Genomic DNA, 26,399 nt, shown 5'->3' on the forward strand with positions numbered 1-26,399 from the left:
AAGCGAACACGGAGCTGATGATGACCGACTACCCCGACGAGGACGAGCCGGCGGGCTTCGCCGGTCTGGCTCTGCGACCGGAGCTGCTCGACGCCCTGTCCAACCTGGGGTACGAGGAGCCGACGCCGATCCAGCGCGAGTCCATCCCCCCGCTGCTGGAGGGTCATGACCTGCTCGGGCAGGCCGCGACCGGCACCGGCAAGACGGCCGCGTTCGCGCTGCCCCTGCTCAACTCGCTGACCCTGGGCACCGGCGACGCGGGCCCCGGCGCGCTCGTGCTGGTGCCCACGCGTGAACTGGCCGAGCAGGTGTCGCAAGCCGTGCACCGCTACGGCCGTGGTCTCGGCGTGCGGGTCCTGCCCGTGTACGGCGGGCAGCCCATCGGCCGGCCGTTGCACGCGCTCAAGCGCGGCGTCGATGTTGTCGTCGGCACCCCCGGGCGTGTCCTTGACCACCTCGGGCGCGGCACGATCGACTTGTCCGGGGTGCGCACCGTCGTGCTCGACGAGGCCGACGAGATGCTCGACATGGGCTTCGCCGAGGACATCGAGGCCATCCTCGACCAGACGCCCACCGAACGCCAGACCGTGCTGTTCTCGGCCACCATGCCGCCGCGCATCGACGCCATCGCCCGCCAGCACCTGCGCGAACCCGTGCGCATCCAGATGGGCCGGCCCGCGCTTCCGCCCGGCGAGCTGCCCAAGGTCCGCCAGAGCGTCTACTTCGTGGCGCGCACCCACAAGGCTGCCGCACTGGGCCGGGTGCTCGACGTCGAGGCTCCCACCGCGGCAATCGTTTTCTGCCGTACGAGGGAGGAGGTCGACGAACTCACCGAGGTGCTCAACGGCCGCGGTTACCGGGCCGAGGCCCTGCACGGCGGCCTGAGCCAGGACCAGCGTGACCGGGTCATGGGACGCCTGCGCTCGGGCACCACCGAGCTGCTGGTCGCCACCGACGTGGCCGCCCGTGGGCTGGACATCGAGCAGCTCACGCACGTGGTCAACTACAACGTGCCGTCGGCCCCCGAGGCCTACGTGCACCGCATCGGCCGGGTGGGCCGCGCCGGGCGCGAAGGCTCCGCGATCACCCTGGCCGAGCCGCGTGAGCAGCGCATGCTCACCGCCATTGAACGGCTCACCCGCCAGCCGATAGCGATCGAGAACGTTCCGTCGGTGTCCGACCTGCGCACGCGCCGGTTGGAGCTGACCCGCGCGTCGATCGAGGAGAAGGTCGCCGACGACGACCTCGACCGGTTCCGGGGCATCCTGGCCCGGCTCACCGAGGAACGCGACCTGGAAACCGTGGCGCTGGCCGCGATCAAGATGTTGCACGAGGCTTCCGGCGGCGACGGTGACGACGTGGAGATCCCGTCGGTTGCCCGGGGAAATCGCGACAAGAACCGCGACCAGGGCCGCCGCTGGGACGACTCGCGCAAGGACGATCACCGCGGTGGCCCGGTACGCGGGCGACCCGCCCGAGCCGGCTCGGCCCGGCTGTTCCTGGGCATCGGCAAGCGCAACGGCCTGCGCCCGCAGGACATGGTCGGCGCCATTGCCGGCGAGTCGGGTCTGTCCGCCCGCGACATCGGGGCCATCCAGATCGCCGATCGCTACACCCTGGTCGAGGTTCCCGAACCGGCCGCCGACATGGTGATCGCTGCGCTGCGCCGCGCCACCATCCGGGGCCGCAAGGCCACTGTCCGCCGTGAACGTCCCATGCACTGACCGCCTGCACCGGAAAAGGAATCATGGTCTTCGACGTTGCTCAGGTCCGAGCCGGTTACCCCGCGCTCGCGGAGGGATTCCTGCACTTCGACGGCGCAGGCGGCACCCAGCCGGCCGCCGCTGTCATCGCGGCGATCTCCGGCGCCATGCAGGCGGCCGTCTCGAACCGGGGCAACCACTATGAGCCCGCCCGCCGGTCCGGCCAGATCGTCGCCGCCGCCCGGGACGCGGTGGCCGATCTGGTCGGCGGCGACCCTCGCGGGGTGGTGTTCGGGCCGAGCGCCACGGCCCTGACCTACCTCGTCGCCCGGACCCTGGCGCAGAGCTGGGGGCCCGGTGACGAGGTGGTCGTCTCCCGCCTGGACCACGATGCCAACGTACGACCATGGGTGCAGGCAGCCGAGTCGGCCGGCGCAACCGTGCGGTGGGCCGGCGTCGACATCACCACCGGTGAGCTCCCGGCGGCCCAGTACGTGGACCTCGTCGGCCCGCGCACCAAGCTGGTCGCGGTGACCGCGGCCAGCAACGCCGTGGGAACCGTGCCCGCGGTCCGGGAGATCGCCGGCATCGCGCACGCCGCAGGCGCGCTGACCTACGTCGACGGCGTGCACGCGACCGCCCACCGGCCGACCGACGTGCGCGAGCTGGGCGCGGACTTCTACGTGACCAGCGCCTACAAATGGTCCGGCCCGCACTACGCCGCGGTGGTGGCCGGCCCGGCGCTCTGGGAGACGCTCGAACCGGTCAAGCTGGTGCCATCGCCGCGGCAGGTGCCCGAGCGTTTCGAATACGGCACCCTCAGCTTCGAACTTCTCGCCGGGCTCACCGCCGCCGTTGACCAGCTCGCCGGTCTGACCGGTCACGCCGGTTCCCGGCGCGAACGCCTGCTGACCAGCATGACCGCGGCGGCCGGGTACGAGAACGGCCTCGCGGAGCAGCTCCGCACCGGACTGGCCGCCATCGAATCCGTCACCGTGCTCGCGGCTGCGGCCGACCGCTGCCCGACGATCTCGTTCCGGGTTGCGGGGCAGGAGCCGGCCGAAACCGCTCGCGTCCTCGGTGAGCAGGGGATCTGCGTGTCCAACGGGGACTACTACGCGGTCGAGTTCTTCGCGGCGGCCGGGCTGCGGGAGACCGGCGGCGCGGTGCGGGCGAGCTTGTACCACTACAACACCGGGGAAGAGGTGGACCGGCTGCTCGAGGCGGTGGCGAAACTTTAGAGCGACGGCGAGACGCCCGGAGCCGAACAAGAACAAACCAGCCCGGCCCCCGGGGCGACAACCTCACCGCCTGGAAAGCTTCCGGATCTTCTCAGCCCGGCGGCGGCGAGCCTCGGTGTACGCCAGCGCCACCCCGGCCCCCACTCGCTGCGCCCGCTTGGTCTCGAAGCCGTTCAACCGCTTCGCCAGCGTCCGTAACTGCGCGTCGCCGGGGGCCACGGTCAGCGAGAACCGGCCCTCGCTGGGGACGGCAGCGTCGCCGCCCCAAGCCAGCAGGCCGTCGCACTCGGCGATGATGTCTCGGACGACGACCACCTGGTGGGGGAGCAGCCCTCCGGCTACTCCTTCGGCGTACCAGGCCGGGCGGAGGGTCACCGATGTTCCAGCGGCATCCGAGGCGACCTCGCCGGGGTGCAGCGTGTCGATCTCGTAGTGGAAACGGCGGGCGGCGTACAGCAGCACCGTCGACGCCGGGCCTGGGCGCAGCCGAACCGTGGCATCGCTGCCCTGTACAACGAACGAGCTCAGCGACGAGGAGATCAGCGGGGAAAGGCGCGGCGAGGGCGAGGCGGGCGCCGCGGCAGACCCCACGAGCGGGGCCGCTACCAGCGAGGATGTGCCCAGGGCGAGCAGGGTACGGCGGCGCATCGGGGTTCCTTTCACTTGGCTTCCGCCCACGCGAGGGCGACGAGACGGTCGGCGAAGACCTTGCCGAAGGCGGTCAGTTCGTCGTTCGCGGGCACCGGCGTGCTCGCCTGTCCCCGCAGTAGCCGAGTCCGGGCATCGGTCACCGCGGTGTCAGCTGTGCTGGTCAGCACGTCGCGTGCGGCTGCGGCAGCGGTGGCGGCGTTGCTGGCGAAGCGGGTGGAGAAGAAGCGCCGGAAGCGGGACTTGGGTGCGGTGCCACGCAGGTGAGCGGCGAGCCGGGTGCCGGAGCGCAGAGCGGCCGCGGCGTGGTGGGCGTCCACATCGGCGACGAAGGCAGCCAGGCTGAAAGCACCGGACTTGGCGAACTTGGCCGATGCGTAGTCTGCTGCGGACGTACCGGAGGCGTTGAGTTTGAAGTCGCCGTAGAGCGCGACCCAATCGGAGCCCCAGCCGCCGAAATCGGCCCGCACCCCCGGCTGCAGGGCGCCGAGAGTGGCATCGCCGAAGCGGCTCGTGTCGATCTCAACGCCGGCCACCGGATCGCGGAAGGTGCGGATGCGCGCGACGTTGCGCGCGCCGACGTAGGCCAGGAAACCCTCGTCCGTGGCGCCGTTGAGCTGGCGCGCCTGCCACGTATCGTGCCGGCCCGCGCGCAGGTACTGCAGCACCAGTGTGTCCGCGTTGCCCTGCCCGTAGGCCGTCGCCAGCTCCGTCAGCTTGTCGATCCAGGTCAGGAACTCCTGGAAGGTCGCGGCCGGCGAGTTGGTCGCGCTTTCCCCCACGTCACCGTACGGCCGCAGCACGCACCGGTCGATGTTCTGCGCCCCGTCCCCGCTGCCGACGTCGACCGTGGCGATCTGGTCGAGCAGCCAGTTGTCGGGCAGCGGGTAACCCATGTTGCCGGTCCACCCCGAGGTGATCCCGCTGACGAAGCTGCGCAGCGTGAAGGCCTCGCGCCACAGCCGGCTGCAGATGTTGCGCGCACCGTAGTTGCCGTGACCGTACCGGCTGCCCTTGGCGCGCAGGCCGGCCGCCACGCCCAGGAAGTACGGCAGGATGCCCTGGTCGACGTTGGCGTCGGTCGCGTCGAAGTCGACAGCGAAGTAGATCGTGGCCCCGGCGTCGATGCCGAAGCCGACCGCCGCGTCGTGGGCGGTCAGCGCGTCGGCGTAGCCCTGGCTGAAGCTGAAGAAGCCGGCCGAGTCGTTCGCCGTCTGGAAGATCGGGAACAGCCGCAGCCCGTTGCCGAACAGGGTGTTCAGCTCGCCCGGCTTGATCTTCTTGTCCAGCGAGGTGCCCTCGACGTTGGTCAGGTACCGTCCCACCAGCGAGTATCCGGCACTCTTGAGCGCGGCGGCCCGGGCGCTGGTGACCTCCATGATGGTGTCCAGCGCGGTGGCCGGGCGGGTCTGGTCGCCGGTGCTGATCAGCAGCGACGCCCACGTGGCGAAGTCGCCGCTGCCGGTCTCGGCCAGCGCGACGAACCGCTGGAACGCCTTCACCTGGGTGGCCAGCGCCGCGGTGAACGTGTCGGTGAACGTCTGCGCCGAGGGGTACAACGACAGCGCGGCGCTGAACAACCGCACCCACGGCCCGGTCGAGCCGGTCTGCACGAGCCCGTTGGCCTTGAGCCCGCTCTGGGTCAGTGGGCCGAAGTTGCCGTTGGCCTGCGCGTCGGTCAGCCCGGCCTCGTACTGGAGGCAAAACGTCAGCGCGGTGAGCATGTTCCGGCCGCGCTGGCCGTCGCAGGACAGCACGTAGAACGCCGAGCGGTTCAGGTAGCGGTCGTTCAGCCACTGCTGAGAGGCGCGCACGCTGGCCGAACCGCCCGCGACGAGCAGGTAGCTGTCCGTCGACAGCAGCGCCTTGAACACCTTGGGCTGCAGCGTGCCGTCGACCCGGGCGGCGAGCCCGGCGTCGGTCATCATCGCCGCGATGGCCGAGGTGGTGCGGGCACCCCACACGCCGTCGAGGGTGCCGGGGTCGTACCCCTTGAGGATGCACCCGCCCTGCACGATGAAGACGATGTTCTTGTTGGCCTCGCTGGCGCCGACCGGCCCGTGGGCGGTGAGCGCGGTGAGCGTGCCGGGACCGAAGTTGTCGGCCAGGGCGGTCAGGCCCAGTTCGTGCTGCAAGGCCCGGGTCAGGGCGTTCACCGTCTGAGACCCGGGAATCCCGTCCTCGGTGATGACCACGTAGCCGGTGACGGTCCGGTAGGTGGCGTTGACCCAGCGCTGTACCGCTAGTACCTCGGCGCTCAACGGATTCCTCTCGATCGATAACTGCCGCAGGGGACACTACTAAGGACGCGCACGCCCGTGGGGGCATTGCACGCCGCGGTCCCGCCGGAGCAGGTGTATCGAAAGCTTCATCGGCCTCTTCGCAGCGGCCGGCATACAACGCTCGTAGTACTCAGCCCCACCACACTTACCGCCAGCGGCCGACGTGCGAAGCTCCATCGAACGCCTAGGTTGATCGCCATGAACGGGACCGTGACGATCGTTGTGGCACTCTGCGTGGTGTCAGCGTTCGGGTATGCGCTCGGCGCGCTGCTGCAGCAACGCGTGGGCGATCTGCCGGTGCGCGAGCTGATGCGCACGCCGCACTGGTGGCTGGCGATGGGCAGCAACGGGCTGGGCGCGCTGCTGCATGTGGCCGCGCTGCGCTTCGGGCCGCTGGTGCTGGTGCAGGCCCTGGGTGTGCTGACGCTGGTGCTGGCTGTGCCTCTGGCTGCTCTGATGCGCTCTGCTGGGGCGCGGTCTGGTTCGTTGCCGGGGGATGCGGCGGCTGCGGGGGCTCAGGGGCGGATCGGCCGGCGTGAGAGGGTGGCGGCGCTGCTGACTGCGGCTGGGTTGATCGGCCTGCTCACGCTGAGTGGGTCCGCCGGCGGTAGCGCGCTGAGCAACCGGGACCTGATCACGGTGATGGTCATTGCCGCCGCAACGCTCACGCTCGCCGCCGCTCACGCCCGAGGCCTGACGGCGGCCGCGGCCGGTGGGATCGCTTTCGGCAGTGCCTCGGCCTTGACCCAGACGATGACGGTACGTCCGCAAGTGCTCCTCCTGACCACCCCGGCCGTCACCGCCCTCACCATCGCCGGTGTCCTGTTCACGCAGCGCTCCTACCGCCACAGCCTGGCCGCCCCGCTGGCCGTTGGCACGGTAGCCAATCCGCTGGCCGCTGCGGCGATAGGCGTAGTGCTGCTCGGCGAACACTTCCGCGGCGGTAATGCGGGCTTCATGGTGGCCATGGCCTGTGCTCTGGCCACTGCCGCGGGCGTCTGGCTCCTTACCTCCGCCCGCCCGGCTGTTGCGTCCATGACCGACGCCCTGGGAAGCGCTTACCGTGACCATGTGGTTCGTGCCGGCCGCACCTTGCGTCGCCGCCGGGTCACTACCCGCCCCGCCGGACGCGGTAGCCGAACCGCTCCCGAACCACTGCCGCACTGAGCCCACAAAGATCGTTTTGGGAAGTTTGCCGGATCGAAGTGGGGGTACTCGGGGACGCGTTCAGCGAACATTAGCGGAGGTACGGGATCTTATGGATGCCAGCAAGCCTGCCAAAGCGGTGAAGAACGCCGTCGAGACGGCCACGGCGAAGGTGGCCGATGCGCTTACTCCGGACGTACCTGGGAAGCCGGGAAGTGCTCCCGCGCCGCTGGAGGAGCCGACCACACCGGTGCCCCCGCTGCCGCCCAAGGATGAGCAGGGCACGCCCGAGACGGTGACGCCCACGGGTGCACCCACGGGAGTTCCGCCTACCGCCAATGGGCAGCAGGGCGCGTACTTGACCACCGCGCAGGGAGCCAGGCTGCGCGACACCGATCACTCGCTGAAGGCCGGGCCGCGCGGGCCGATCCTGATGCAGGACCACCACTTCCGCGAGAAGATCACGCACTTCGACCATGAGCGGATTCCGGAGCGCGTGGTGCATGCGCGCGGCGCCGGTGCGCATGGCGTGTTCACCGCTTACGGGACTGCGGAGAGTGTGACGCGCGCCGGTTTCTTGAAGAAGGGCAAGGAGACCCAGGTCTTCGTACGCTTCTCGACCGTGCTGGGGTCGCGCGGCTCGGCCGACACCGTGCGTGACACCCGGGGATTCGCCACCAAGTTCTACACCGACGAGGGCACGTTCGACCTGGTCGGCAACAACATCCCGGTCTTCTTCATCCAGGACGCGATCAAGTTCCCGGACGTCATCCACGCCGGCAAGCCGCACCCGGACCGCGAGATCCCGCAGGCGCAGAGCGCGCACGACACGTTCTGGGACTTCGTCTCGCTGCACACCGAAGCGCAGCACCACACGATCTGGAACATGTCGGACCGGGGCATCCCGCGCTCGTACCGGACGATGGAGGGCTTCGGGGTCCACACGTTCCGGCTGCTCAACGACTCCGGTGAGACCTCGCTGGTGAAGTTCCACTGGAAGCCGAAGCTCGGCGTGCACTCCCTGGACTGGGAGGAGGCGCAGCTACTGGCCGGCATCGACCCCGACTTCCACCGCCGCGATCTCTACGATGCCATCGAAGCGGGGGCATATCCGGAATGGGAACTTGGCATTCAGGTCTTCCCCGACACCCCGGAGGAGACGTTCGCGGGCATTGACCTGCTCGACCCCACCAAGATTGTGCCGGAGGAGCTGGCGCCGGTGCAGGCTGTCGGCAAGCTGGTGCTCAACCGCACGCCCACCAACTTCTTCGCCGAGACCGAGCAGGTCGCGTTCCACCTCGGCCACCTGCCCCCCGGCATCGACGTGACGAACGATCCACTGCTGCAAGGGCGGCTCTTCTCGTACGTCGACACGCAGCTGACCCGGCTGGGCGGCCCGAACTACTCGCAGATCCCGATCAACCGCCCGCACGCCGAGGTCAACGACATGCTGCGCGACGGCTTCCACCAGCACGCCGTGCACGCGGGCGTGGCTCCGTACCGGCCGAACTCCCTTGATGGGGGCAACCCCTTCACGACCGAGGAGGGCGCCTTCGTCGACGTGCCCGTGGTGGTCGCCGAGGCGCCGAAGGTGCGCGCGAACCCGGCCTCCTTCGACGACCACTACAGCCAGGTGCGGCTGTTCTGGGCCAGCATGTCGCCGGTGGAGAAGGAACACATCATCCGGGCGTACACCTTCGAGCTGGGCAAGTGCTACGAGCAGGCGATCAAGGAACGTCAGCTGCAGTGCCTGGCCAACATCGACCCGGTGCTGTGCGAGCAGGTGGCGACGGGGCTGGGGCTGACCGCTCCGGAACCGGCGATCGCCCTGACCGAGGAGGCACCGAGCCCGGCACTGTCGCAGGTGGGCGCGGAATGGCCGCCGGACGGCCGGGTCATCGGCATCGTGATGGATGACACGAGCGACCTCAGCGACGTGCGTGAGGTGCGCCGAGCGGTGTTCGACGCCGGGATGGTTCCGCTGCTGATCGCCGGGCACGGCGGCCTGATCGGTGACCTGCCGGTGCAGCGCACGTTCGCCACCGCCCGCTCGGTAGAGTACGACGCCATCCTGCTCGGTGCGGCACCGGTGCCGGCGCCTGACGCGCTGCCCGCGCGTGACGCCAAGGCCGGTGCCAGCGGTCCGGCGCCGGTGGACCCGCGGGTGTTGCTGCTGGTGGACGAGGCGTGGCGGCACGCCAAGACGGTCGGCGCGTGGGGCGTGGGCTCGACGGTCCTCGACCTTGCCGGAGTGAGCGGCACGCCGGGCGTGGTCTCGGCCGCGTCGGGAGCCGAGGCGCTGGCCGCGGTGATGCAGCTCCTGCCCGCGCACCGGGTGTGGGAACGCTTCCCGGCCACTGTGGCCTGACCTGACCGCTGAGCGGGCCCGGTTCGCCGGGCCCGCTCTTTTGTGTCCTCGGCCTTCAGTTCTGACCGGCCGTGGCTCGGGCGTCTTATCCGGTCGCCCGTTCCGGCTCGGGGCCGGCGGGCGGAACAGGATCGGGATCGGGATCGCTGAGCTGATCGCGCACGTAGGTCCACACCACCGCGATCAGCGCCGCCACCGGCACCGCGAGCAAGCTACCCACGATTCCCGCCAGGCTGCCGCCCAACGTCACGGCCAGCAACACGACCGCGGCGTGCAGGCCCAGTCCGCGGCTCTGCACCATCGGCTGGAACACGTTGCCTTCGAGCTGCTGCACCAGCACGATGACGCCGAGGATGATCAGTGCATCGGTCCAGCCGTTGGACACCAGCGCAATCAGTACGGCCACGAAGCCGGCGAACAGCGCGCCCACGATCGGGACGAAAGCCGACACGAACGTCAGCACGGCCAGGGGAAGCACCAGCGGAACCCCGACGATCCACAGACCGAGGCCGATGAAGACGGCATCGAGAAGACCGACGAATGCTTGTGAACGTACAAAGGCTCCCAAGGTGTCCCAACCGCGAGCCGCGACGGCCGGGACGTCATCGGCGAAGCGGCCCGGTAGCTGGCGGGTGAGCCACGGCAGGAAGCGCGGCCCGTCCTTGAGGAAGAAGAACATCAGGAAAAGCGCCAGTACGGTGGTGACTACGCCGTTCACGACCGTGCCGACGCCGGTAACCGTGTAGTTGACGATGTCCCCGGCGCTGTTCTGCACCCGGGTCATGGCCGAATCGAGCACGCTGGTCACCTGGTCGTCGCCGATGTTGAGCGGCGGGCCGGACGCCCATTCCCGCAGGTGCTGAATGCCGCTGACGACGCCGGAGGCCAGCTGCGGCGCCTGCGAGGTCACCGGCACCACGATCAGCACGATGGTGCCCACGCCGATGAGCAGGAACAGCAGGGTGACCACAGAGGCGGCCAACGCCGGCGGCCACCCGAGGCGCTGGCGCAGCAACCGGGTGGGCGGCCAGGTCAGCGTGGTCAGCAGCAAGGCCACCACGAGCGGCCAGATGACCGACCAGGCCTTGCCCAGCAACCACAGCACCACCGCGGTCAGGAGCAGGACCAGGATCATCCGCAAGGAGAACTGCGCCGAGGTGCGCAGTGCCGCCCGGGTTTTTTGAGGGTTCAGCGTGCCAGCCATGATCAATACCCTAGAGCCGTACCTGAATTTCTCGTTCGCCCTGGTAGCGCGTGTTCTTGGCCCGGCACCGGCCGGCCCCCCCGGAGCGGCGCCCGCAACGGAACACCTTCCACCGGCGGAACGGAGCCCCCGGGCTCCATCGATCGCTCAGCTCCTGACCGGTTCGCCCTGGGCGAGCATCCCGCACGGCAGCGCCACCTACTGAGCAGGCGGAGCAGCGGTGCTGGCCCGTACAACCAGCTTCGGTGGCACCACAATGTGGTCCACCGGCCCGGTATCGGTGGGCCGGTTCATGTGCTCAAGCAGCAGCGCCAGGCTGCGCCGCCCCAGTTCGCCGAAGTCCTGGCTGACCGTGGTCAGCGGCGGCAGGAAGAACCCGGAGTCCGGCATGTCGTCGAAGCCGACTACGCTGACCTCTTCCGGCACCCGCCGGCCGGCTTCGTGCAACGCCCGCAGCACTCCCAGGGCGATCCGGTCGTTGGCGCAGAAGATCGCGGTCACGCCGGGGTCGGCGGCCAGTGCGCGGCCCTGGTCGTAGCCCGACGCCGCGTCCCACCACTGCGGGTGCACGGGAGGCACCACGGCGCCGGCGTCGTACAGGGTGCTGCGCCAGCCTTCGATCCGCTCGTGTGCCTCGGGCCAGTCACCCGGCCCGGCCGCGTGGTGCACGGTGCGGTGGCCCAGGTCCAGCAGGTGCTGGGTGGCCAGACGGGCACCGAACGCGTTGTCGATGCGTACGGTCGGCACCGCTTCGGCGTCACCGGCGCCGCCCACGGCCACGCAGTACAGGTCGGCCGGCGCCTGCATCAGGGCGTTGGTCACTGCGGGTTTGGGGGAGATCGCGATGATGCCGTCGACCGCGTGCTCGGCCAGGCGGTCAGCGGCGGCGAGCACGTCGGCGCGTTCGAGGTTGCGCACGGTGGCGATGCTGACCAGGTAGCCGGCCTCTCGGGCGGCGCTCTCGATGCCGTAGAGCATGGACGCCGGGCCGAACAGCGTGGTCTCGAAGCCGAGGATGCCCAGCGTGTTGGACTGCCGGGTGACCAGCGTGCGCGCGGCGAGGTTGCGCCGGTAGTTCAGTGAGCGCATCGCTTCCAGCACTCGCGCACGGGTTTCCTGGCGTACGTGCGGATGCTCGTTGAGCACCCGGGACACCGTCTGGTGGGAGACCCCGGCCAGCTTGGCGACGTCGCGCATGACCGTGCCGCGGGGCCGGGGTGAGACCGGTTCCGATTGTCGGACCAACGTCGACCCCCTGAGCTGCTGGCCTGCTGAGCTGTGGCGGCGAGCGCGCCACAGGATTGATCGGCCACAGTGTAGTAGCGCAGCGACACCCTCGGTGAAGGTGACGGACGGATATCGACTTCGGACGCTGGATCTGGGAGCGGTAACACCTGTGACATCGAGGTGATGCGAGTCACACCGTTGATCAGCTCGATGGCCGTGGCCGATTCCGGGCTGTCCGGGGACCTGCCCGCCCATCTTCTGGGAACGCTGACAAACCCCGCCAGGAGGGTGTGGTGGCGAAAAGATCGCCGCAGCGGTGCCGAGTGGCCTGCCGGCCGGCTGCGGAGGTGACGACGCCGGCGGGGGTAGCGGCGACGGCAAGCTGACCTTGGGCTTCTCCAGGTCGGAGCGGAAAGTGGCTGGCGCACCGCGAACACCAGGTCCATTCAGGAGTCCGCCTCGACGGCCGGCGTCGACCTCACGTTCTCCAACGCGCGGGGCAAGCGGAGAACCAGATCAAGGCAATCCGCTCGTCCACGCTACCTCGGTGCGTGGGCGGCCAGGAAGGCTTGCGCGATGGCCGAAGCGACGTCGGCCGGGTTGTTTGCCGGGATCGCCTTGCCGCCGGTTGCCTTGGCCATGGCGTCGAGGGACTGCATGTCCGCGTCCGCGCCGTAGCCCATCGCCAGGATGGGTACCGGTCGTTCCGGGTCGCGGGTGCGGTTCAGTTCGGCCAGGAAATCGTCGCGGGACATCGCGTAGCGGGACTGTTCGTCGCGGCCGTCGGTGAGAACCACGGCGAGGGTGACCGTGCCCGGCTGGGCCTCCGCGCGCATTGCCTCCTGACCGTCCAGGACGGTGCGGAACAGCGGTGTGCCCGCGTCATTGGTGGCCTTGTAGCCGGCGATCGCCGCGCCCATGGTGTCGCGCCGGGATTTGCCGTTCACCTGAGCGGTGAGCGGGCCGACCGGGACGGCCTCGCGATGCGCCGGGCTGCTCGGCGACGGGGTGGAGAAGAACCACATCCCGATGCTGGTGTCCTCGCCGAACAGCTGGTTCGCACTCAGGCCGGACTCGCGCAGCAGAGCCGCCTTCGTGGTCGTACGCCCGTCCTTGGCCACCACCTTCTGGTTCATCGAGCCGGACGTGTCGATCATCAGCAGCACCTGGAACGTCTTCGACTGGTACTGCGACCATTGCAACGCCGGGGCGAGCAACTCGTCGGTCTGGCCGGGCAGCTTGACGGCCTGCTTGGCGGGCTCGGTCCGGAAGCCGGCCCCGGTGATCGCCTGCTTGGTGATCGCGGCCCGCAACTGGTCGGCCAGGCCCCTCTCGGTGGTCTTCCGCGCGATCGCGTACGGGTAGTCCGTTTCGGCCACCCCGTCGACCGGGGCGGCGCCGGTCAGCGTGACCTCGTGCTTGTCCTTGGAGTACGCCGCCAGTTGCTGCTCCGTGATCGGGAAGATGCCGACGTCGTACACCGCAGTGGTCTCGTCGGCGGCGCCCGCATCCTTCGACAGCGCTGCCGCCGGGTCCAAGGCCGGGTCCTTGAGCCGGCTGCGCAGGGTGAGCGCGCGCAACTGGGCCATCCCGGCGTCCGGCGTGGTGCGGCCCATCGCCGCGTGCACCGCGTGCACCGACAACAATCCGACCGAGCTGCGCATCGGGTCCGGCATGCTGACCGCGGGGATGCGGTGCTTGGCCAAACCGTCGACCACGGCCGCCCAGGACGTCCGCTTGTTCTTGACGTAGAGCTTCGCGATCGCTTCCGGACCGGCGAGCACGATCGGGGAGTACGCGAGCGGCTCGCCCTTCGCCTCGTATGTGCTGCCGTCCGCCCCGGCAAGCGTCAGCCAGGCGCTGCTCGACGGGATCCACACGTCCGGCTTGGTAGCGGCGGACTCGGTGACGGCGGGTTCCTCGGCGGTGACCGATACCGGTCCACATGCGGCGCCGCCGGGGTTGATGGTGCGCGCGGCCTGTTGCACCACCGGCGCGATCTCAGGTGCGGCGGAGACCCGGAGACGCGCTTCTGCGCAGGTGGCCGGGGCGGCGACTGGCTTTTCGTTTCCGCCCAGACGGCTGCCGAACGCGACTACGCCGGCGATGCCGAACAGCAGCAGGACAACCACCGCGGCGATCACCCAGCGCGCCCGGCGCCACATCGGCACGTACAACGGCCGGACCGCTGGTGGGGGAGGGAAGCGCTGGACCTCGGCGGGCGGGGCCAGGCCGACGCGCTTCGGCGGCCGCGCGAACGGGTCGGTGCGTGCTGCCGCGGCGGCGGCCTGCTCCCGGGCTGCCCGCGCACGCCGGGCCCGCACCGCGAGCAGCACTGCCACGCCCGCAACCAGCACGAGCGCGAGTGCGATGCCGACCGTGATCCACACCGTAGGGCCCCGTTCCATCGATGACTGTGCGCTCAGGTCGGAAGGGTAACGCGGCGCCGGGCGCGCCGCGAAACTCGCGCGCAGGGATCAAAAGCGATGCCTGTCACACGGTTGGTTTCGCCGTGGTGCCGTGAATGTGGAGCAGTTGGCGGCAGCCGCTGCCCAGAGGCTGCGATCAGAGCGACGCCCTCCGGTCCTCCCTGCCTCTGGCTATTGCGACATTCTGCCCTGCTCTGGGCGCTCGGAGCGAGGTCTCGGCAGTCGAGCGACGCAACGCGTTCCCGAGCGGTCGGGGCGGACCGATCGGCCCGGTCAGCGGCACGAAGGCGGTGGCCTGGGCGGGTCCGATCGGGGCGGTTCGGCGGGGGCGGTAGGGTCGCAGAGAGTCGGACGATCGTTGGAGGCACGTGGCGCAACCATCGGATGACGTCGCGGCAGCGGGCCGGGACGCCGAGGCGGAGGATCGCGGGCAGACCCCCGCCATCCCCGGTCACGCTGCGGATGCCCACGGTGCCCCGCCGGCTCCGTCGACCGTGTCTTCGCCCTCAACGTCCGCCGCGCCAGCCGGGCCAACACCCTCCATCGAGCCCGAGACCGACGACGAGCAAGCCCCTCGGGCGGTCCGGTCGAGGCCGCACGCGGTCCGGCGAGGGCCGCAGAAACTGCCGCCGCATCGGATGGCACTTGCGCTTGCCCTGGTGTCCGCGGCGCCGCCGCTGATCGTGGTGCATGGCGCCAAGGGGGCTGCCGTGGCGGTCACGGGTGTGCTGTACGCGATCTGGTTGCTGATCGGCAAGAAGCTGCCCGGCCGGCGCCGGTAGCTGCCGCCCTCGTACCGTGGGCCGGTGCGGGAAAGGCCGGGGCGATGGGATCTGTCGATCGGCCTTGGGGATAATCAAATGATGATCTTAGGTGCGGAGGATCCGGCGTACCAGGCGGGCTATGCCGTCGGCTTCTTGGTCGTACGGCTGCTGTGCTGCCTGATCATCGTCGGTGGAATCACCTGGGGCATCCTCGCGCTGGTCCGCAGCCAGTCGCGGCGGCGGCAGGCGGCGCAGCAGAGTGCCTGGCCGTCGCAGTACCCCGGTCAGCCGCCTCACCTGTCGCCGGCTCAGGGCCTCAACCCAGGAACCACCGGCACGGACCATCCGTTACCGCCACCGCAAGACCCCTCGGGCCCACCCCCGCTGGACGACCGTCCGCAGCAGTGATGCCCCGCGATCATCGGAGCTAGCATGTCCGTTTACAGCGCCCAGCACCTGCACAAACTTCGCATGGTGGTGACCGGCGGCGGCACCGGCGGGCACACCTATCCCGCGCTGACCACAATCAACACTCTGCGTGAACGGCTCGCGAACGCCGGCACCGAACCGGACCTGCTGTGGGTCGGTGTGCACGGCGGCCTCGAGGAGAAAGTCGCCGACCGGGCCGGGGTGCCGTTCAAGGCGATCACCACCGGCAAGCTGCGCCGCACGCCGACACCGCGCGAACTCGCCCGCAACGTCGTTGACGCGTTCCGGATCCCCATCGGCATCCTCCAGGCGGTACTGACCGTGGCCCGGAACCGCCCCGCCGTCGTGCTGTCAACCGGCGGCTACGTGTCGGTGCCGATCGGGCTGGCGGCGCGGCTGTTCGGGGTGCCGTACCTGATGCATGAGCAGACCCTGAGCCTGGGCCTGGCCAATCGCATCCTCGCGCGCTTCGCCACTCGCATCTTGCTCAGCCAGGAGCCCTCGCTGCAGCACCTCAGCGACAGCGCCCGCAACCGCGCGGTCGTCACCGGAAACCCGATTCGCCCGGAGGTACTCGCCGGGGATCGGGGCAGGGGCGCTGCCGCGTTCGGGCTCGACCCGCGCCAGCCGATTGTGGTGGTGACCGGTGGCGCGGCGGGAGCTCAGCAGATCAACCGTCTTCTTGCCGCTGTGCTGCCCGACGTACTGGCGCACTGCCAGGTCATTCACCAATGCGGCGGCCTCAGCCTTCCCGAGATGCAACAGGTCGCTGCGCAGTTGCCGCCCGCCTTGGCCGAGCGCTACCGGGTGGTCGACTTCATCCACGACTCGATGCCGGATGTGCTGGCGGCGGCCGACATCGTCCTGGCTCGCAGCGGTGCCGGGACGGTCGCGGAACTCACCGCCCTCGGCAAGGCGTGCATTCTCATCCCGTACGCAAGTTCGGCCGGCGGTGAGCAGCGCAGCACGGCCGAGCACCTCGCCGGCAAGGGCGCAGCGGTCATGCTCGACGGCGACGGCGCCACACCGGAGAGACTGCGCGAGGAACTGGTCGGGTTGCTCGTCGACCCGGCCCGGCGTTCGGCAATGGCCCGCGCAGCTAGCGAACTCGGGCATCCCGACGCGGCGGACAAAGTGGTAGCCGAAATCCTCGCCGTCGTCTCGCGCGGAGCCTGAACCACCCGGCCAACCCAGCGCACAGCCGGCTTCACCCCGCCTCCACGCCGGTGATCCGGGTCATCGCTGAATCCCGTCCAGCCGGAAAACCCGGCGGGGCAGATGGTAGGCAAGGTCGGCGATCGTCTCGGTGGCCTCGTCGGGCGCGAGGCGGCCCTGGACCACAAGGGAGGCAAGGTAGGCGGCGTCGACGCGGCGGGCGACGTCATGGCGTACCGGGATGGAACAGAACGCTCGGGTGTCATCCACGAAACCGGCGGTGTTGTAGAAGCCGGCGGAGTCGGTCACCGCCTCGCGGAAGCGCCGCAGCCCGTCCGGGGAGTCGAGGAACCACCACGGCGCGCCCAGGTACAGCGCGGCATACCCGCCGGCCAGCGGCGCCAGCTCCCGGCTGAAGGAAGTCTCGTCGAGCGTGTACAGCACGATGCGGAGCCGGGGGTCGTTGCCGTAGCGCTCCAGCAGCGGCCGCAGGGCGTGCACGTAGGTGGTGGCCTGGGGGATGTCGCCGCCCACGTCGCGTCCGTACGTCTCGTGCAGCCAGGTGTTGTGGTTGCGCACCGAGCCGGGGTGCAGTTGCAGGACCAGGCCGTCGTCGATCGACATGCGCGCGAACTCGAGGAGCATGTGCCCCCGGAACGCCTCCGCGTCGGCCGCCGTCGCCTCACCACGGAGACCACGCGCGAACAGGGCCTCCGCGTCTGCGGGTGACAGTTCCGCGGTGAAGGCGGTCAGATGCCCATGATCCGACGAGGTCGCCCCGGCCGCGATGAATGCCTGCCGCCGCGCGCGCAGGGCGTCCAGGTAACCGGCGAACGTGGACGTGTCCGTGCCCGCCAGCTCGCCCAGCCGCCCGATGTTGCCGGCCCACCCGGGCAGGTCCATGTCGACAACCTCGTCCGGGCGGAACGTGGTGATCACCCGGCCACCCGGGCCGCCCCAGCCGTCGGCGGCGAGCTTGGCGTGCCGCGACAGGTCGTCCAGCGGTGATTCGGTGGTGGCGAGCACCTCGATGCCGAACCGGGTGAACAGCGCCCTGGGACGGAACGCCGGCTCGGCCAGCTTCGCCGCGATTGCGTCGTACACCTCGTTGGCGGTGGCCGCGCTCAACGGGGTGCCGACGCCGAACACCGTGGTAAAGGTGCGCTCCAGCCACAGCCGCGACGGCGTGCCCCGGAACAGGTGCCAGTTACCGGCCAGCAGCCGCCAGATCGCGCGCCCATCGGTCTCGGACGGCTCGCCGGTCAGCGTCGGCAGGCCCAGCCGCGCGGGCGCGATGCCCTGGCTCAGCAGCATCCTGGTCACATAGTGATCCGGCACGACCAGCAGGTGCGCCGGGTCGGGAAACGGCTCGTCGTCGGCCAGCACCGCGGGGTCGACGTGCCCGTGCGGGCTGATCAGCGGCAGGTCCCGGACCGTCGCGTGCAGCTCGGCGGCCAGCTCACGCACGGCCGGATCGGTGGCGAAGACAGGTTCGGGCACGGTCACCCCTCCAGGTCGAGCAGCTCGTCAGCACGGACCGGACGCCCGTTCACAGCGCTGCGGGTAGGTCCGGGGGAATCCGCCGGTGGTCGGGGCCGGCTCGTGGGGTGGGGCACCTCCGGCACGACAAGCGTTTGCAGGCCAACCTAGACAAATCGATGCACGTCAGTCAACGAGTGGCGGGCCTCAGGTGCGGATCATGCCGTGCGGGTCGAGCACATACTTGCGGGCCGCACCCTGGTCGAAGTCCTGGTAGCCCTGCGGCGCCTCGTTGAGCGGGATCGGCGTCGCGTTGACGTTCTTGGCGATCTGCACCCGGTCGTGCAGGATCGCCATCATCAGCTCGCGGTTGTACCTCATCACCGGGCACTGACCGGTGACGAACGAGTGGGACTTGGCCCAGCCCAGCCCGAGGCGCAGCGACAGCGAGCCGACCTTGGCCGCCTCGTCCACGCCGCCCGGGTCGCCGGTGACGTACAGGCCCGGGACGCCGATCGCGCCACCGGCCCGGGTCAGGTCCATCAGCGAGTTGAGCACCGTGGCCGGCTTCTCGGTGGCGGCGTCACGCCCGTGCCCGCGCGCCTCGAAGCCCACCGCGTCGACCGCCGAGTCCACCAGCGGCTCGCCGATCGCCGGGGCGTAGCGGCCGAGGATCTGGCGTACCTGCTCGGCGGGTTCGCCCTGCGCGACGTTGACGGTTTCGCAGCCGAAGCTGCGGGCCTGGGCCAGCCGGTCCTCGTTGAGGTCACCGACGATGACCACGGCCGCGCCGAGCAGGAACGCCGAGGTGGCCGCGGCCAGCCCGACCGGTCCGGCGCCGGCGATGTACACCGTCGAGCCGGTGCCGACCCCGGCCGAGACGCAGCCGTGGTAGCCGGTGGGGAAGATGTCGGCGAGCATGGCCAGGTCGAGCATCTTGTCCAGGGCCTGGTCACGGTCGGGGAACTTGAGCAGGTTCCAGTCGGCGTAGGGCACCAGCACGTACTCGGCCTGACCGCCGATCCAGCCGCCCATGTCGACGTAGCCGTACGCCGAGCCCGGCCGCTCCGGGTTGACGTTGAGACACACCCCGGTTTTGCGTTCCTTGCAGTTGCGGCACCTCCCGCAGGAGATGTTGAACGGCACCGAGCAGATGTCGCCCACCTTCAGGTACTCCACGCCGGGCCCGATGTCGACGATCTCGCCGGTGATCTCGTGACCCAGAACCAGGCCCTGCGGCGCGGTGGTGCGCCCGCGGACCATGTGCTGGTCGCTGCCGCAGATGTTGGTCGCGACGGTCTTGAGGATCGCCGCGTGCGGGACCTTGCGCCCGACGTTCGCCTTGTTGACCCCGGGGCCGTCCTGCATCTCGTACGTCGGATAGCTGGTGTCGCGGACCTCCACCTGGCCCGTGCCCTGATAGACAACCGCTCTGTTGCCTGGCATCGGTGTCTCCCTCCGCTTGTTGACGCCATGTTTCCCGCGTCTCGGCGAATGGAGAACCGTCGATAGTGACTGGAGCTGCCCAAACCGGCATTCAGCCCGCGCGTGAGGGCGTGACGTTGGCGGCCAGCCAGGCGGCCAGCGCGTGCGAGCACTCGGCCACCGACTCCTGCCAGCTCTTGCCGGCGTGCTCGGAGGCGTCGTCGCTGACGTGCTTGACCAGCCGCACCGGCACCCCGGCGGCGTGCGCGGCGGCGGCGACCGCGTAGCCCTCCATGTCGACCAGCGAGGCGTCGCGGGCCAGCCGGTCGCGGGTCACCGGGTCGGCGATGAACGAGTCGCCGGTGGCCAGCACGATGCCCTGCGGATCGCCGACCAGCAGCGGGGGACCGGTGACCTCGCCGGTGAGCCGCAGCAGCACCTCACTGTCGAGATCGTGCTGCAGCACCGTGCCGATGGTGTGCGTGCCGGTCAGGCCGGGCCGCAGCGCTCCGGCCGTACCCAGATTGATCAGTTCTGTCGGTTTGGGACCGGTCGCCAGCGCGGCCGCCACGGACAGGGCAGCATTGACCTTGCCCATGCCGGTCAGCAGCACCGGAAGGTCGCCGTCCAGCGCCTGCGCCTCCAGCTCGACCGCCATGACCAGCAGCGGTTTGCCGGCGGTGACCGTTCCGATCAGATTCACGCGGCGATTGTAGGCAGACGCCCAGGGATCATCCGTTTGGTGATCCGGATGTGGCCGAACGGGTGAGTTTGACCATGGTGGGCGGGCGGGCAATAGGCATCTCGTCAGATTGACCGTGCCTAAGGAGTTCCTCCATGACCGTTATCGCTGCCCCGATCGACAGCGAGGTCGCTGCTGACCAGACGGCGACGACGGACCGTGCGAGCGAGTTGATCGCGGCCTTCGCCGCCATGCCCGCCACGCACCCGTCCCGGTCCCGGATCCGCGAGCGCGCCATCGAGGCGTGGATGCCCATGGCACGGCACCTGGCCAACCGCTACGCCGGGCGCGGCGAGCCGCTCGACGACCTGGTCCAGGTCGCGGTCATCGGCCTGATCAAGGCGGTCGACCGGTTCGAGGCCGACCGTGGCGTCGAGTTCGCCGGCTTTGCCATCCCGACCATCATCGGCGAGATCAAGCGGCACTTCCGGGACCGCACCTGGTCGATCCGGGTGCCCCGGCGCCTGCAGGAGCTGCGCCTGGCGATCACCGCGGCGAACACCAACCTGACCCACTCGCTGGGCCGCTCGCCGACGGTGACCGACATCGCCGAGCACCTCGAGATCACCGAGGAAGAGGTGCTCGAGGGCCTGGAGGGTGCCCGCGCCTACAACGCGACCAGCCTGTCCACCCCGATCAGCGCCGACGGCAGCACCGAACTGGGCGACACCCTCGGGGGCGAGGACCACGAGTTCGAGCTGGCCGAGACCCGCGCCGCGCTGGGCCCCGCCCTGGCCACGCTGGACGAGCGCGAGCGCAAGATCATCACGCTGCGCTTCTACGGCAACCTGACCCAGTCGCAGATCGCGGACCAGATCGGCATCTCCCAGATGCACGTCTCCCGCCTGCTGACCAAGGCGCTGACCAAGCTGCGCGGCAACCTCGACTTCGCTGCCTGATCACTTTCGCTGCTGCCGCCATCCCGGGATGCCCGGGGTGGCGGCTCAGTTGTGGGCGTACCGTTCCGGCGTGGGTGAGCTGGATGGCCGGCGACGCGACGGCATCGTCGATCTGCGAGGAACCGGATCGCCCAGCGCCCCGGCGTCTTTTCTCCCCCATCCGCGCCAACCCGGTGATCGCACCGCCGGTCGGGGGCGCCGAGCTGCCACGATCGGCGGACACCAACTGATCGGGGGAAGTTCGATGTTGAAGCGTGTTCTGGCCGTTGCCACGTGTGCGGTGGCTTTCTCGGGCGCCGTGAGCGCAGTGCCGGCTGCGGCCGCCGCCAAGCCCGCAGTGATCGTCGACTACGGGGTCACGCCGGCCAAGGTGAAGGTCAAGCCGGCCACCTTCCGGCCGTACAAGGATGTCGAGTTCACCTCGGTGCACTGGACCAAGCTCACCGCCACGACCGGCGCCGCCACCGCGGTGCAGCGGGTCAACACCTGCAAGCCGTCCTGCGCCGACGGCAACTACAAGTCCGACAAGGTCACCTTGACCTTCAGCAAGGTCCGCTCCACCCCGCGCCACCAGAAGGTGTTCGCGCAGGTCAAGGTCACCGTGACCAGGACCCACAAGAGCACCACGCTGGCGCTGCCGACGCGGGGCGAGTGGGAGTAGCCAAACCCGGTGGCGCGTTGATCCGCCGGGCTGGCAAGCTCGGCGGATGAACCAGGCAGTACTGGAAGCCGCCGAGCTGCTGCGCGTGGCTCAGCGGGTGGTCATCTTCACCGGGGCGGGCATCTCGGCGGAAAGCGGGGTGCCGACGTTCCGCGACGCCCTGACCGGGCTGTGGGCCCAGTTCGACGCGGCCAAGCTGGCCACCCCCGAGGCGTTCGCGGCCGACCCGGCGCTGGTCTGGGGCTGGTACGAGTGGCGCCGCGCCCTGGCCCGTGCGGTCGAGCCCAACCCCGGCCACCTCGCCGCCGCCCGCATCGCCGGGCACGCCCCGCACGCCACCGTGATCACCTAGAACGTCGACGACCTGCACGAACGCGCCGGCACAAGCAACCTGCTGCACCTGCACGGCAGCCTGTTCACGCCGCGCTGCTCGGCCTGCGCGCACCCCGCCCCGCTCCCGCCGCTGCCCGAGGGCGAGCCCAGCCGCCACACGCCGCCGCCGTGCGAGCGCTGCGGCGCCCCGATCCGGCCGGGCGTGGTCTGGTTCGGCGAGCCTCTGCCTGCTGAGACCTTGCAGGCGGCTGTCGAGGCGGCGGCTGACGCTGATGTGCTGATCAGCGTGGGTACGTCGGGGGTGGTCCATCCGGCGGCTGAGATCCCACAGGTCACGGCGAAGCTGGGCGGGGCCGTTATCCAGGTCAACCCGCAGGCGACTCCGTTGGATGAGGTGGCCCGGATCAATCTGCGCGGTTCGGCTGCTGAGGTGCTGCCCGCTGTCGCCGCAAGCCTGTAGCGGGCCGGCGGCTGGACGGCGGTGAGCGCGGCCGGGGTGGTGCTCAGGTGTTTCGCGCTGACGGTGCGGGCGCTGGGACGGCGGCGGGCTCTGCGGCCGGAGCCTTACGCAGCCGGAGCTGGGTGATGGCGCGCCCGGCGATCCGGGTGACCTCGGCGGTGTGCGCGTCGAGGTGCACGATCTCGCCCGGGGCGGTCGGGATGTGCCCCAGCCGGGCCAGCAGCAGGCCCGCAACCGTGGTGTAGTCGCCGCCCTCCAGGTCGTCGGTGTCCACGCCGATGTCGGGCAGGTCGTGGATCGGGAAGGTGCCGGGCAGCAGCATCGCGCCGTCGTCCTCGTGGATCACCGATTGCACGTCGCTGTCGGTTTCGTCGTAGATCTCGCCGATCACCTCCTCGACCAGGTCCTCCATGGTGACGATGCCGTCGATGGCGCCGCGCTCGTCGACGACCAGCGCGAGCTGCTGGCGCTGGGTGCGCAGTTGCAGCATGGCGTCGGAGACCTTGAGCGTCTCGGGCAGGAACAGCGGGGTGAACATGTGGTCGCCTACCACGCCGGTCGCGCCGATCAGATCGCGCAGATGCACCACGCCCAGCACGTCGTCCAGCCCGACCGGGCCGGCCACCGGGGCGCGCGAGTGCCCGCCGGCCACGAGCCGGTCAAGGGCGTGCTGGGCGCTCAGGTCGCCGGGCAGCACCAGCACGTCGCGGCGCGGGACAAGGATCTCGCGCAGCCTGCGGTCGGCGATCTCGAACGCCCCGGAGATGATGGTGCGCTGCTCGGCCGAGAACTCCTGCTGGGCCTCGACCATGTCGCGGATCTCCTCGGCGCTGACCTCCTCACGCGCAGCGTGCGGGTTGTTGCCGGTCAGCCGCACCACCACGTCGGTGGTTCTGCCGAGCAGCCAGATCACCGGGCGTGAGGCCCTGGCCAGCACGTCGAGCGGGCGGGCGACCAGCAATGCCCAGCCCTCGGAGCGCTGCATGGCGATCCGCTTGGGGGCCAGCTCGCCGACCACGAGGGTGAAGAAGGTCAGGATCACGGTAACGACCACGATCGCGCCGGGCTCGGCGGCGCCGCCCAGAAAGCTCAGCGGCTCGATCAGCGGCTGGGCCAGCGAGACGGCCGCGGAGGCCGAGGCCAGGAAGCCCGCGAGGGTGATGCCGATCTGGATGGTGGCCAGGAAGCGGTTGGGGTCACGGGCCAGCGCGGCCAGCGTCTTGCCGGTGCGGGTCTCGCGTTCCAGGCGTTGCAACTGGCTCTCGCGCAGCGACACCAGAGCCATCTCGCTGCCCGCGAACACCGCGTTGAGCAGGACGAGAACCACCACGAGAACGATCTGCCAGCCGTAACTTCCCACGCCGCAACGCTAGCCGACGAAGCTGATAGTCGTTCTCAGCAAGGTTGACAGCGCGTCACTGAGGTTCCACCATATCTGCACCGATCGATCGTTGGAAGCGCTCCCAAGGAGATCTGCCCGTGAAACGAATCGTGGGGTTCGCCGCCGCCGTCGCGGCTACTCTGTCCGTTATGCCCTCCCTGCCGGCCCAAGCCGCCGCGGCAGAACGGGCCGCCGCCGGAAAACAGGCTGCCGAGGTGGAACAAGTTGTCAACGGCGGCTTCAGCGCCGGCACCGCGCCGTGGTGGTCCAACGGCGGCACCACCATCGACGTCAGCAGCGGGCAGGCCTGCATCACCGTGCCCGGCGGCACGGTCAACCGCTGGGACGTGGCGATCGGGCAGAACGACCTCGACCTGGTCGCGGGCGAGAACTACCGGTTCTCCTTCACGGCCTCCGGCGATCATCCGGTACGAGCAATAGTGGGCCTGTCCACCGCGCCCTACGACACCTACTTCGCGGCGGCACCCGCGCTGACCAGCACCGCGAGTGCTTTCTCGTACACCTTCCAAGCGGGCGTGACCACCAGCAGTGCGCAAGTGGCCCTGCAGGTCGGTGGCAGCGCCGAACCCTGGACCTTCTGCCTCGACGACGTCTCGCTGCTCGGTGGCGTGCCGCCGGAGGTCTACGTGCCCGACACCGGGCCGCGCGTGCGCGTCAACCAGATCGGCTACCTGCCCGGCGGCCCCAAACGCGCGACGCTGGTCACCACCGCCACCACCGCGCTGCCCTGGCGACTCGCCAACGCCGCCGGCAGGATCGTCGCGCGCGGGCGCACCACGCCACGTGGGGTCGACGTGTCCTCCGGGCAGAACGCGCACTCCATCGACTTCAGTGGCTACCGCATCCGGGGCACCGGCTACACGCTCAGCGCCGACGGCGAGACCAGCCGGCCGTTCGATGTGGACACCACCGCGTACCGGCAGCTGCAGCGCGACTCGTTGAAGTTCTACTACACCCAGCGCAGCGGCATCGAGATCCGCGACGACCTGCGCCCCGGCTACGCCCGCCCGGCCGGGCACGTCGACGTGGCCCCGAACAAGGGTGACGGCGCCGTGCCCTGCCAGCCCGGCGTCTGCGACTACACCCTGGACGTGACGGGGGGCTGGTACGACGCCGGGGACCACGGCAAGTACGTGGTGAACGGCGGCATCTCGGTGTGGCAGGTGCTCAGCGCGTACGAGCAGCGGCACGCCCCGATGCCCGCGCTGGCGATCCCGGAGAGCGGCAACGGCACCCCCGACGTGCTCAACGAGGTCCGCTGGGAACTCGACTTCCTGCTCAAGATGCAGGTTCCGGCCGGGCACCCGGACGCCGGGATGGTGCACCACAAGATCCATGACGCGGCCTGGACCGGTCTGCCGCTGCTGCCGCACCTCGACCCCCAGCAGCGCGAACTGCACCCGGTGTCGACCGCCGCGACGCTCAACCTCGCCGCCGTCGCCGCGCAGGCCGCCCGCGTCTACCGCCGCTACGACCCGGCGTACGCCCGCATGGCCCTGGCCGCGGCCCGCACGGCGTTCACCGCGGCGCAGGCCAACCCGGACCGGCTGGCCCCGGACTCCGACAGCACCGGCGGCGGCGCCTACAACGACGCTCGCGTGGACGACGACTTCTACTGGGCGGCCGCGGAGCTGTACCTGACCACGCGCGACAAGCACTACCGCGACTATGTGCTGACCTCCCCGGTGCACACCGAGGACATCTTCGGCACCGGCGCGTTCGACTGGGGCAACACCGCCGCCGCGGGCCGCCTCGACCTGGCCCTGCTGCCCAGCAACCTGCCCGGCCGCGCGCAGGTCAAGGCGTCGGTGGTGCGCGGTGCCGAGAAGTACCTGGCGATCCAGCAGGCCCACCCGTACGGCGTCCCGTACGCCCCCGCGAACAACCTGTGGGACTGGGGTTCCAACAGCACGGTGCTGAACAACGCCCAGGTCCTCGCCTCGGCGTACGAACTGACCGGGCACGCCAAGTACCGCACCGCCGCGCTGGAAGCCATGGACTACATCCTCGGCCGCAACGCGCTCAACCAGTCCTACGTCACCGGCTACGGCGAAGTCACCTCCCACAACCAGCACAGCCGGTGGTACGCCCACCAGCTCGACCCGGCGCTGCCCAACCCGCCGAAGGGCTCGCTGGCCGGCGGGGCCAACTCGTCGCTGCAGGACCCGCTGGCGCAGAGCAAACTGGCCGGCTGCGTCGGGCAGTTCTGCTACATCGACGACATTCAGTCCTGGTCCACCAACGAGCTGACCATCAACTGGAACTCGGCGCTGGCCTGGATGGCGACCTTCGCCGCGGCCCAGCGCTAGACGAGTAAGTCCTAACTACCCCTGAGTCGTGGGCATGACGAAGGGTGTCGATGATCCGTTTGTGACGACAGACATCAACACCCTTCTGACCGC

The 26,399-nt window shown here is 70.1% G+C and carries 19 protein-coding genes and 1 pseudogene; 11 read left to right on the forward strand and 9 right to left on the reverse strand.

Going from position 1 to position 26,399, the window contains the following annotated elements:
• Positions 1–20 precede the first annotated feature (20 nt).
• A complete protein-coding gene (locus TFC3_RS02345) occupies positions 21–1,724 on the forward strand; it encodes a DEAD/DEAH box helicase (protein ID WP_067505794.1) in 1,704 nt (567 codons plus the stop codon).
• 23 nt (positions 1,725–1,747) lie between these two features.
• Positions 1,748–2,944: a cysteine desulfurase-like protein gene (locus tag TFC3_RS02350; protein ID WP_067494943.1), complete on the forward strand. Its 1,197-nt coding sequence runs from the start codon at positions 1,748–1,750 to the stop codon at positions 2,942–2,944.
• A 63-nt stretch (positions 2,945–3,007) separates the two neighbouring features.
• Here the strand turns inward: TFC3_RS02350 and TFC3_RS02355 are convergent, their stop codons facing one another.
• Positions 3,008–3,592, reverse strand: a complete 585-nt coding sequence (locus tag TFC3_RS02355) for a hypothetical protein (protein WP_082771821.1) — start codon at positions 3,590–3,592, stop codon at positions 3,008–3,010.
• An 11-nt stretch (positions 3,593–3,603) separates the two neighbouring features.
• On the reverse strand, positions 3,604–5,853 hold the full coding sequence (locus tag TFC3_RS02360; RefSeq protein ID WP_067494945.1) for a glycoside hydrolase domain-containing protein: 2,250 nt from the start codon (positions 5,851–5,853) through the stop codon (positions 3,604–3,606).
• A gap of 219 nt (positions 5,854–6,072) precedes the next feature.
• On the opposite strand from TFC3_RS02360, the gene TFC3_RS02365 reads away from it, so the two are divergent.
• Complete coding sequence (locus TFC3_RS02365; RefSeq protein ID WP_067494947.1) at positions 6,073–7,041, forward strand: hypothetical protein; 969 nt, start codon at positions 6,073–6,075, stop codon at positions 7,039–7,041.
• A gap of 91 nt (positions 7,042–7,132) precedes the next feature.
• On the forward strand, positions 7,133–9,388 hold the full coding sequence (locus TFC3_RS02370; protein ID WP_067494950.1) for a catalase: 2,256 nt from the start codon (positions 7,133–7,135) through the stop codon (positions 9,386–9,388).
• An 85-nt stretch (positions 9,389–9,473) separates the two neighbouring features.
• Here the strand turns inward: TFC3_RS02370 and TFC3_RS02375 are convergent, their stop codons facing one another.
• From TFC3_RS02375 to TFC3_RS02385, 3 genes are all read right to left on the reverse strand, one after another.
• Positions 9,474–10,592 (reverse strand): AI-2E family transporter, encoded by a 1,119-nt coding sequence (locus TFC3_RS02375; protein WP_067494954.1) that lies wholly within the window; start codon positions 10,590–10,592, stop codon positions 9,474–9,476.
• A gap of 198 nt (positions 10,593–10,790) precedes the next feature.
• On the reverse strand, positions 10,791–11,789 hold the full coding sequence (locus TFC3_RS02380; protein ID WP_067494958.1) for a LacI family DNA-binding transcriptional regulator: 999 nt from the start codon (positions 11,787–11,789) through the stop codon (positions 10,791–10,793).
• A 569-nt stretch (positions 11,790–12,358) separates the two neighbouring features.
• The gene (locus tag TFC3_RS02385) at positions 12,359–14,227 is read right to left on the reverse strand and encodes a substrate-binding domain-containing protein (protein ID WP_236717948.1); all 1,869 of its coding nucleotides are present in this window, start codon (positions 14,225–14,227) and stop codon (positions 12,359–12,361) included.
• 659 nt (positions 14,228–14,886) lie between these two features.
• On the opposite strand from TFC3_RS02385, the gene TFC3_RS37725 reads away from it, so the two are divergent.
• The 3 genes from TFC3_RS37725 (at position 14,887) to TFC3_RS02395 (ending at position 16,617) form a co-directional block, all read left to right on the forward strand.
• Positions 14,887–15,030 (forward strand): hypothetical protein, encoded by a 144-nt coding sequence (locus TFC3_RS37725; protein WP_161952517.1) that lies wholly within the window; start codon positions 14,887–14,889, stop codon positions 15,028–15,030.
• An 81-nt stretch (positions 15,031–15,111) separates the two neighbouring features.
• Positions 15,112–15,420 (forward strand): hypothetical protein, encoded by a 309-nt coding sequence (locus TFC3_RS02390; protein WP_153040067.1) that lies wholly within the window; start codon positions 15,112–15,114, stop codon positions 15,418–15,420.
• Positions 15,421–15,444: 24 nt separating this feature from the next.
• Entirely contained in the window at positions 15,445–16,617 is a 1,173-nt protein-coding gene (locus tag TFC3_RS02395) for a glycosyltransferase (RefSeq protein ID WP_067494964.1), read from the forward strand.
• Between the two features lie 60 nt (positions 16,618–16,677).
• On the opposite strand, the gene uxaC is transcribed toward TFC3_RS02395, so the two are convergent.
• The 3 genes from uxaC to TFC3_RS02410 all read right to left on the reverse strand — a co-directional run bounded on the left by uxaC (position 16,678) and on the right by TFC3_RS02410 (position 20,203).
• Positions 16,678–18,096, reverse strand: coding sequence for a glucuronate isomerase (gene uxaC, locus TFC3_RS02400; RefSeq protein WP_082772347.1), 1,419 nt, complete (start codon positions 18,094–18,096; stop codon positions 16,678–16,680).
• A gap of 186 nt (positions 18,097–18,282) precedes the next feature.
• On the reverse strand, positions 18,283–19,521 hold the full coding sequence (fdhA, locus tag TFC3_RS02405) for a formaldehyde dehydrogenase, glutathione-independent (RefSeq protein WP_067494970.1): 1,239 nt from the start codon (positions 19,519–19,521) through the stop codon (positions 18,283–18,285).
• A 91-nt stretch (positions 19,522–19,612) separates the two neighbouring features.
• Positions 19,613–20,203, reverse strand: coding sequence for a nucleosidase (locus TFC3_RS02410; protein ID WP_082771822.1), 591 nt, complete (start codon positions 20,201–20,203; stop codon positions 19,613–19,615).
• 134 nt (positions 20,204–20,337) lie between these two features.
• Here TFC3_RS02410 and TFC3_RS02415 point away from each other — a divergent pair, with 134 nt between their 5' ends.
• The 3 genes and pseudogenes from TFC3_RS02415 to TFC3_RS02425 all read left to right on the forward strand — a co-directional run bounded on the left by TFC3_RS02415 (position 20,338) and on the right by TFC3_RS02425 (position 22,595).
• On the forward strand, positions 20,338–21,141 hold the full coding sequence (locus TFC3_RS02415; protein WP_067494973.1) for a SigB/SigF/SigG family RNA polymerase sigma factor: 804 nt from the start codon (positions 20,338–20,340) through the stop codon (positions 21,139–21,141).
• Positions 21,142–21,385: 244 nt separating this feature from the next.
• Positions 21,386–21,802, forward strand: coding sequence for a hypothetical protein (locus TFC3_RS02420; protein WP_067494977.1), 417 nt, complete (start codon positions 21,386–21,388; stop codon positions 21,800–21,802).
• 46 nt (positions 21,803–21,848) lie between these two features.
• Positions 21,849–22,595, forward strand: a pseudogene (locus TFC3_RS02425) (NAD-dependent deacetylase).
• A gap of 43 nt (positions 22,596–22,638) precedes the next feature.
• Here TFC3_RS02425 and TFC3_RS02430 read toward each other — a convergent pair.
• Positions 22,639–23,955, reverse strand: a complete 1,317-nt coding sequence (locus TFC3_RS02430; RefSeq protein ID WP_067494980.1) for a hemolysin family protein — start codon at positions 23,953–23,955, stop codon at positions 22,639–22,641.
• 170 nt (positions 23,956–24,125) lie between these two features.
• On the opposite strand from TFC3_RS02430, the gene TFC3_RS02435 reads away from it, so the two are divergent.
• Complete coding sequence (locus tag TFC3_RS02435) at positions 24,126–26,306, forward strand: glycoside hydrolase family 9 protein (RefSeq protein ID WP_153040400.1); 2,181 nt, start codon at positions 24,126–24,128, stop codon at positions 26,304–26,306.
• Positions 26,307–26,399 lie beyond the last annotated feature (93 nt).

The organism is Actinoplanes sp. TFC3, assembly GCF_001553785.1.
GTDB lineage: Bacteria > Actinomycetota > Actinomycetes > Mycobacteriales > Micromonosporaceae > Actinoplanes.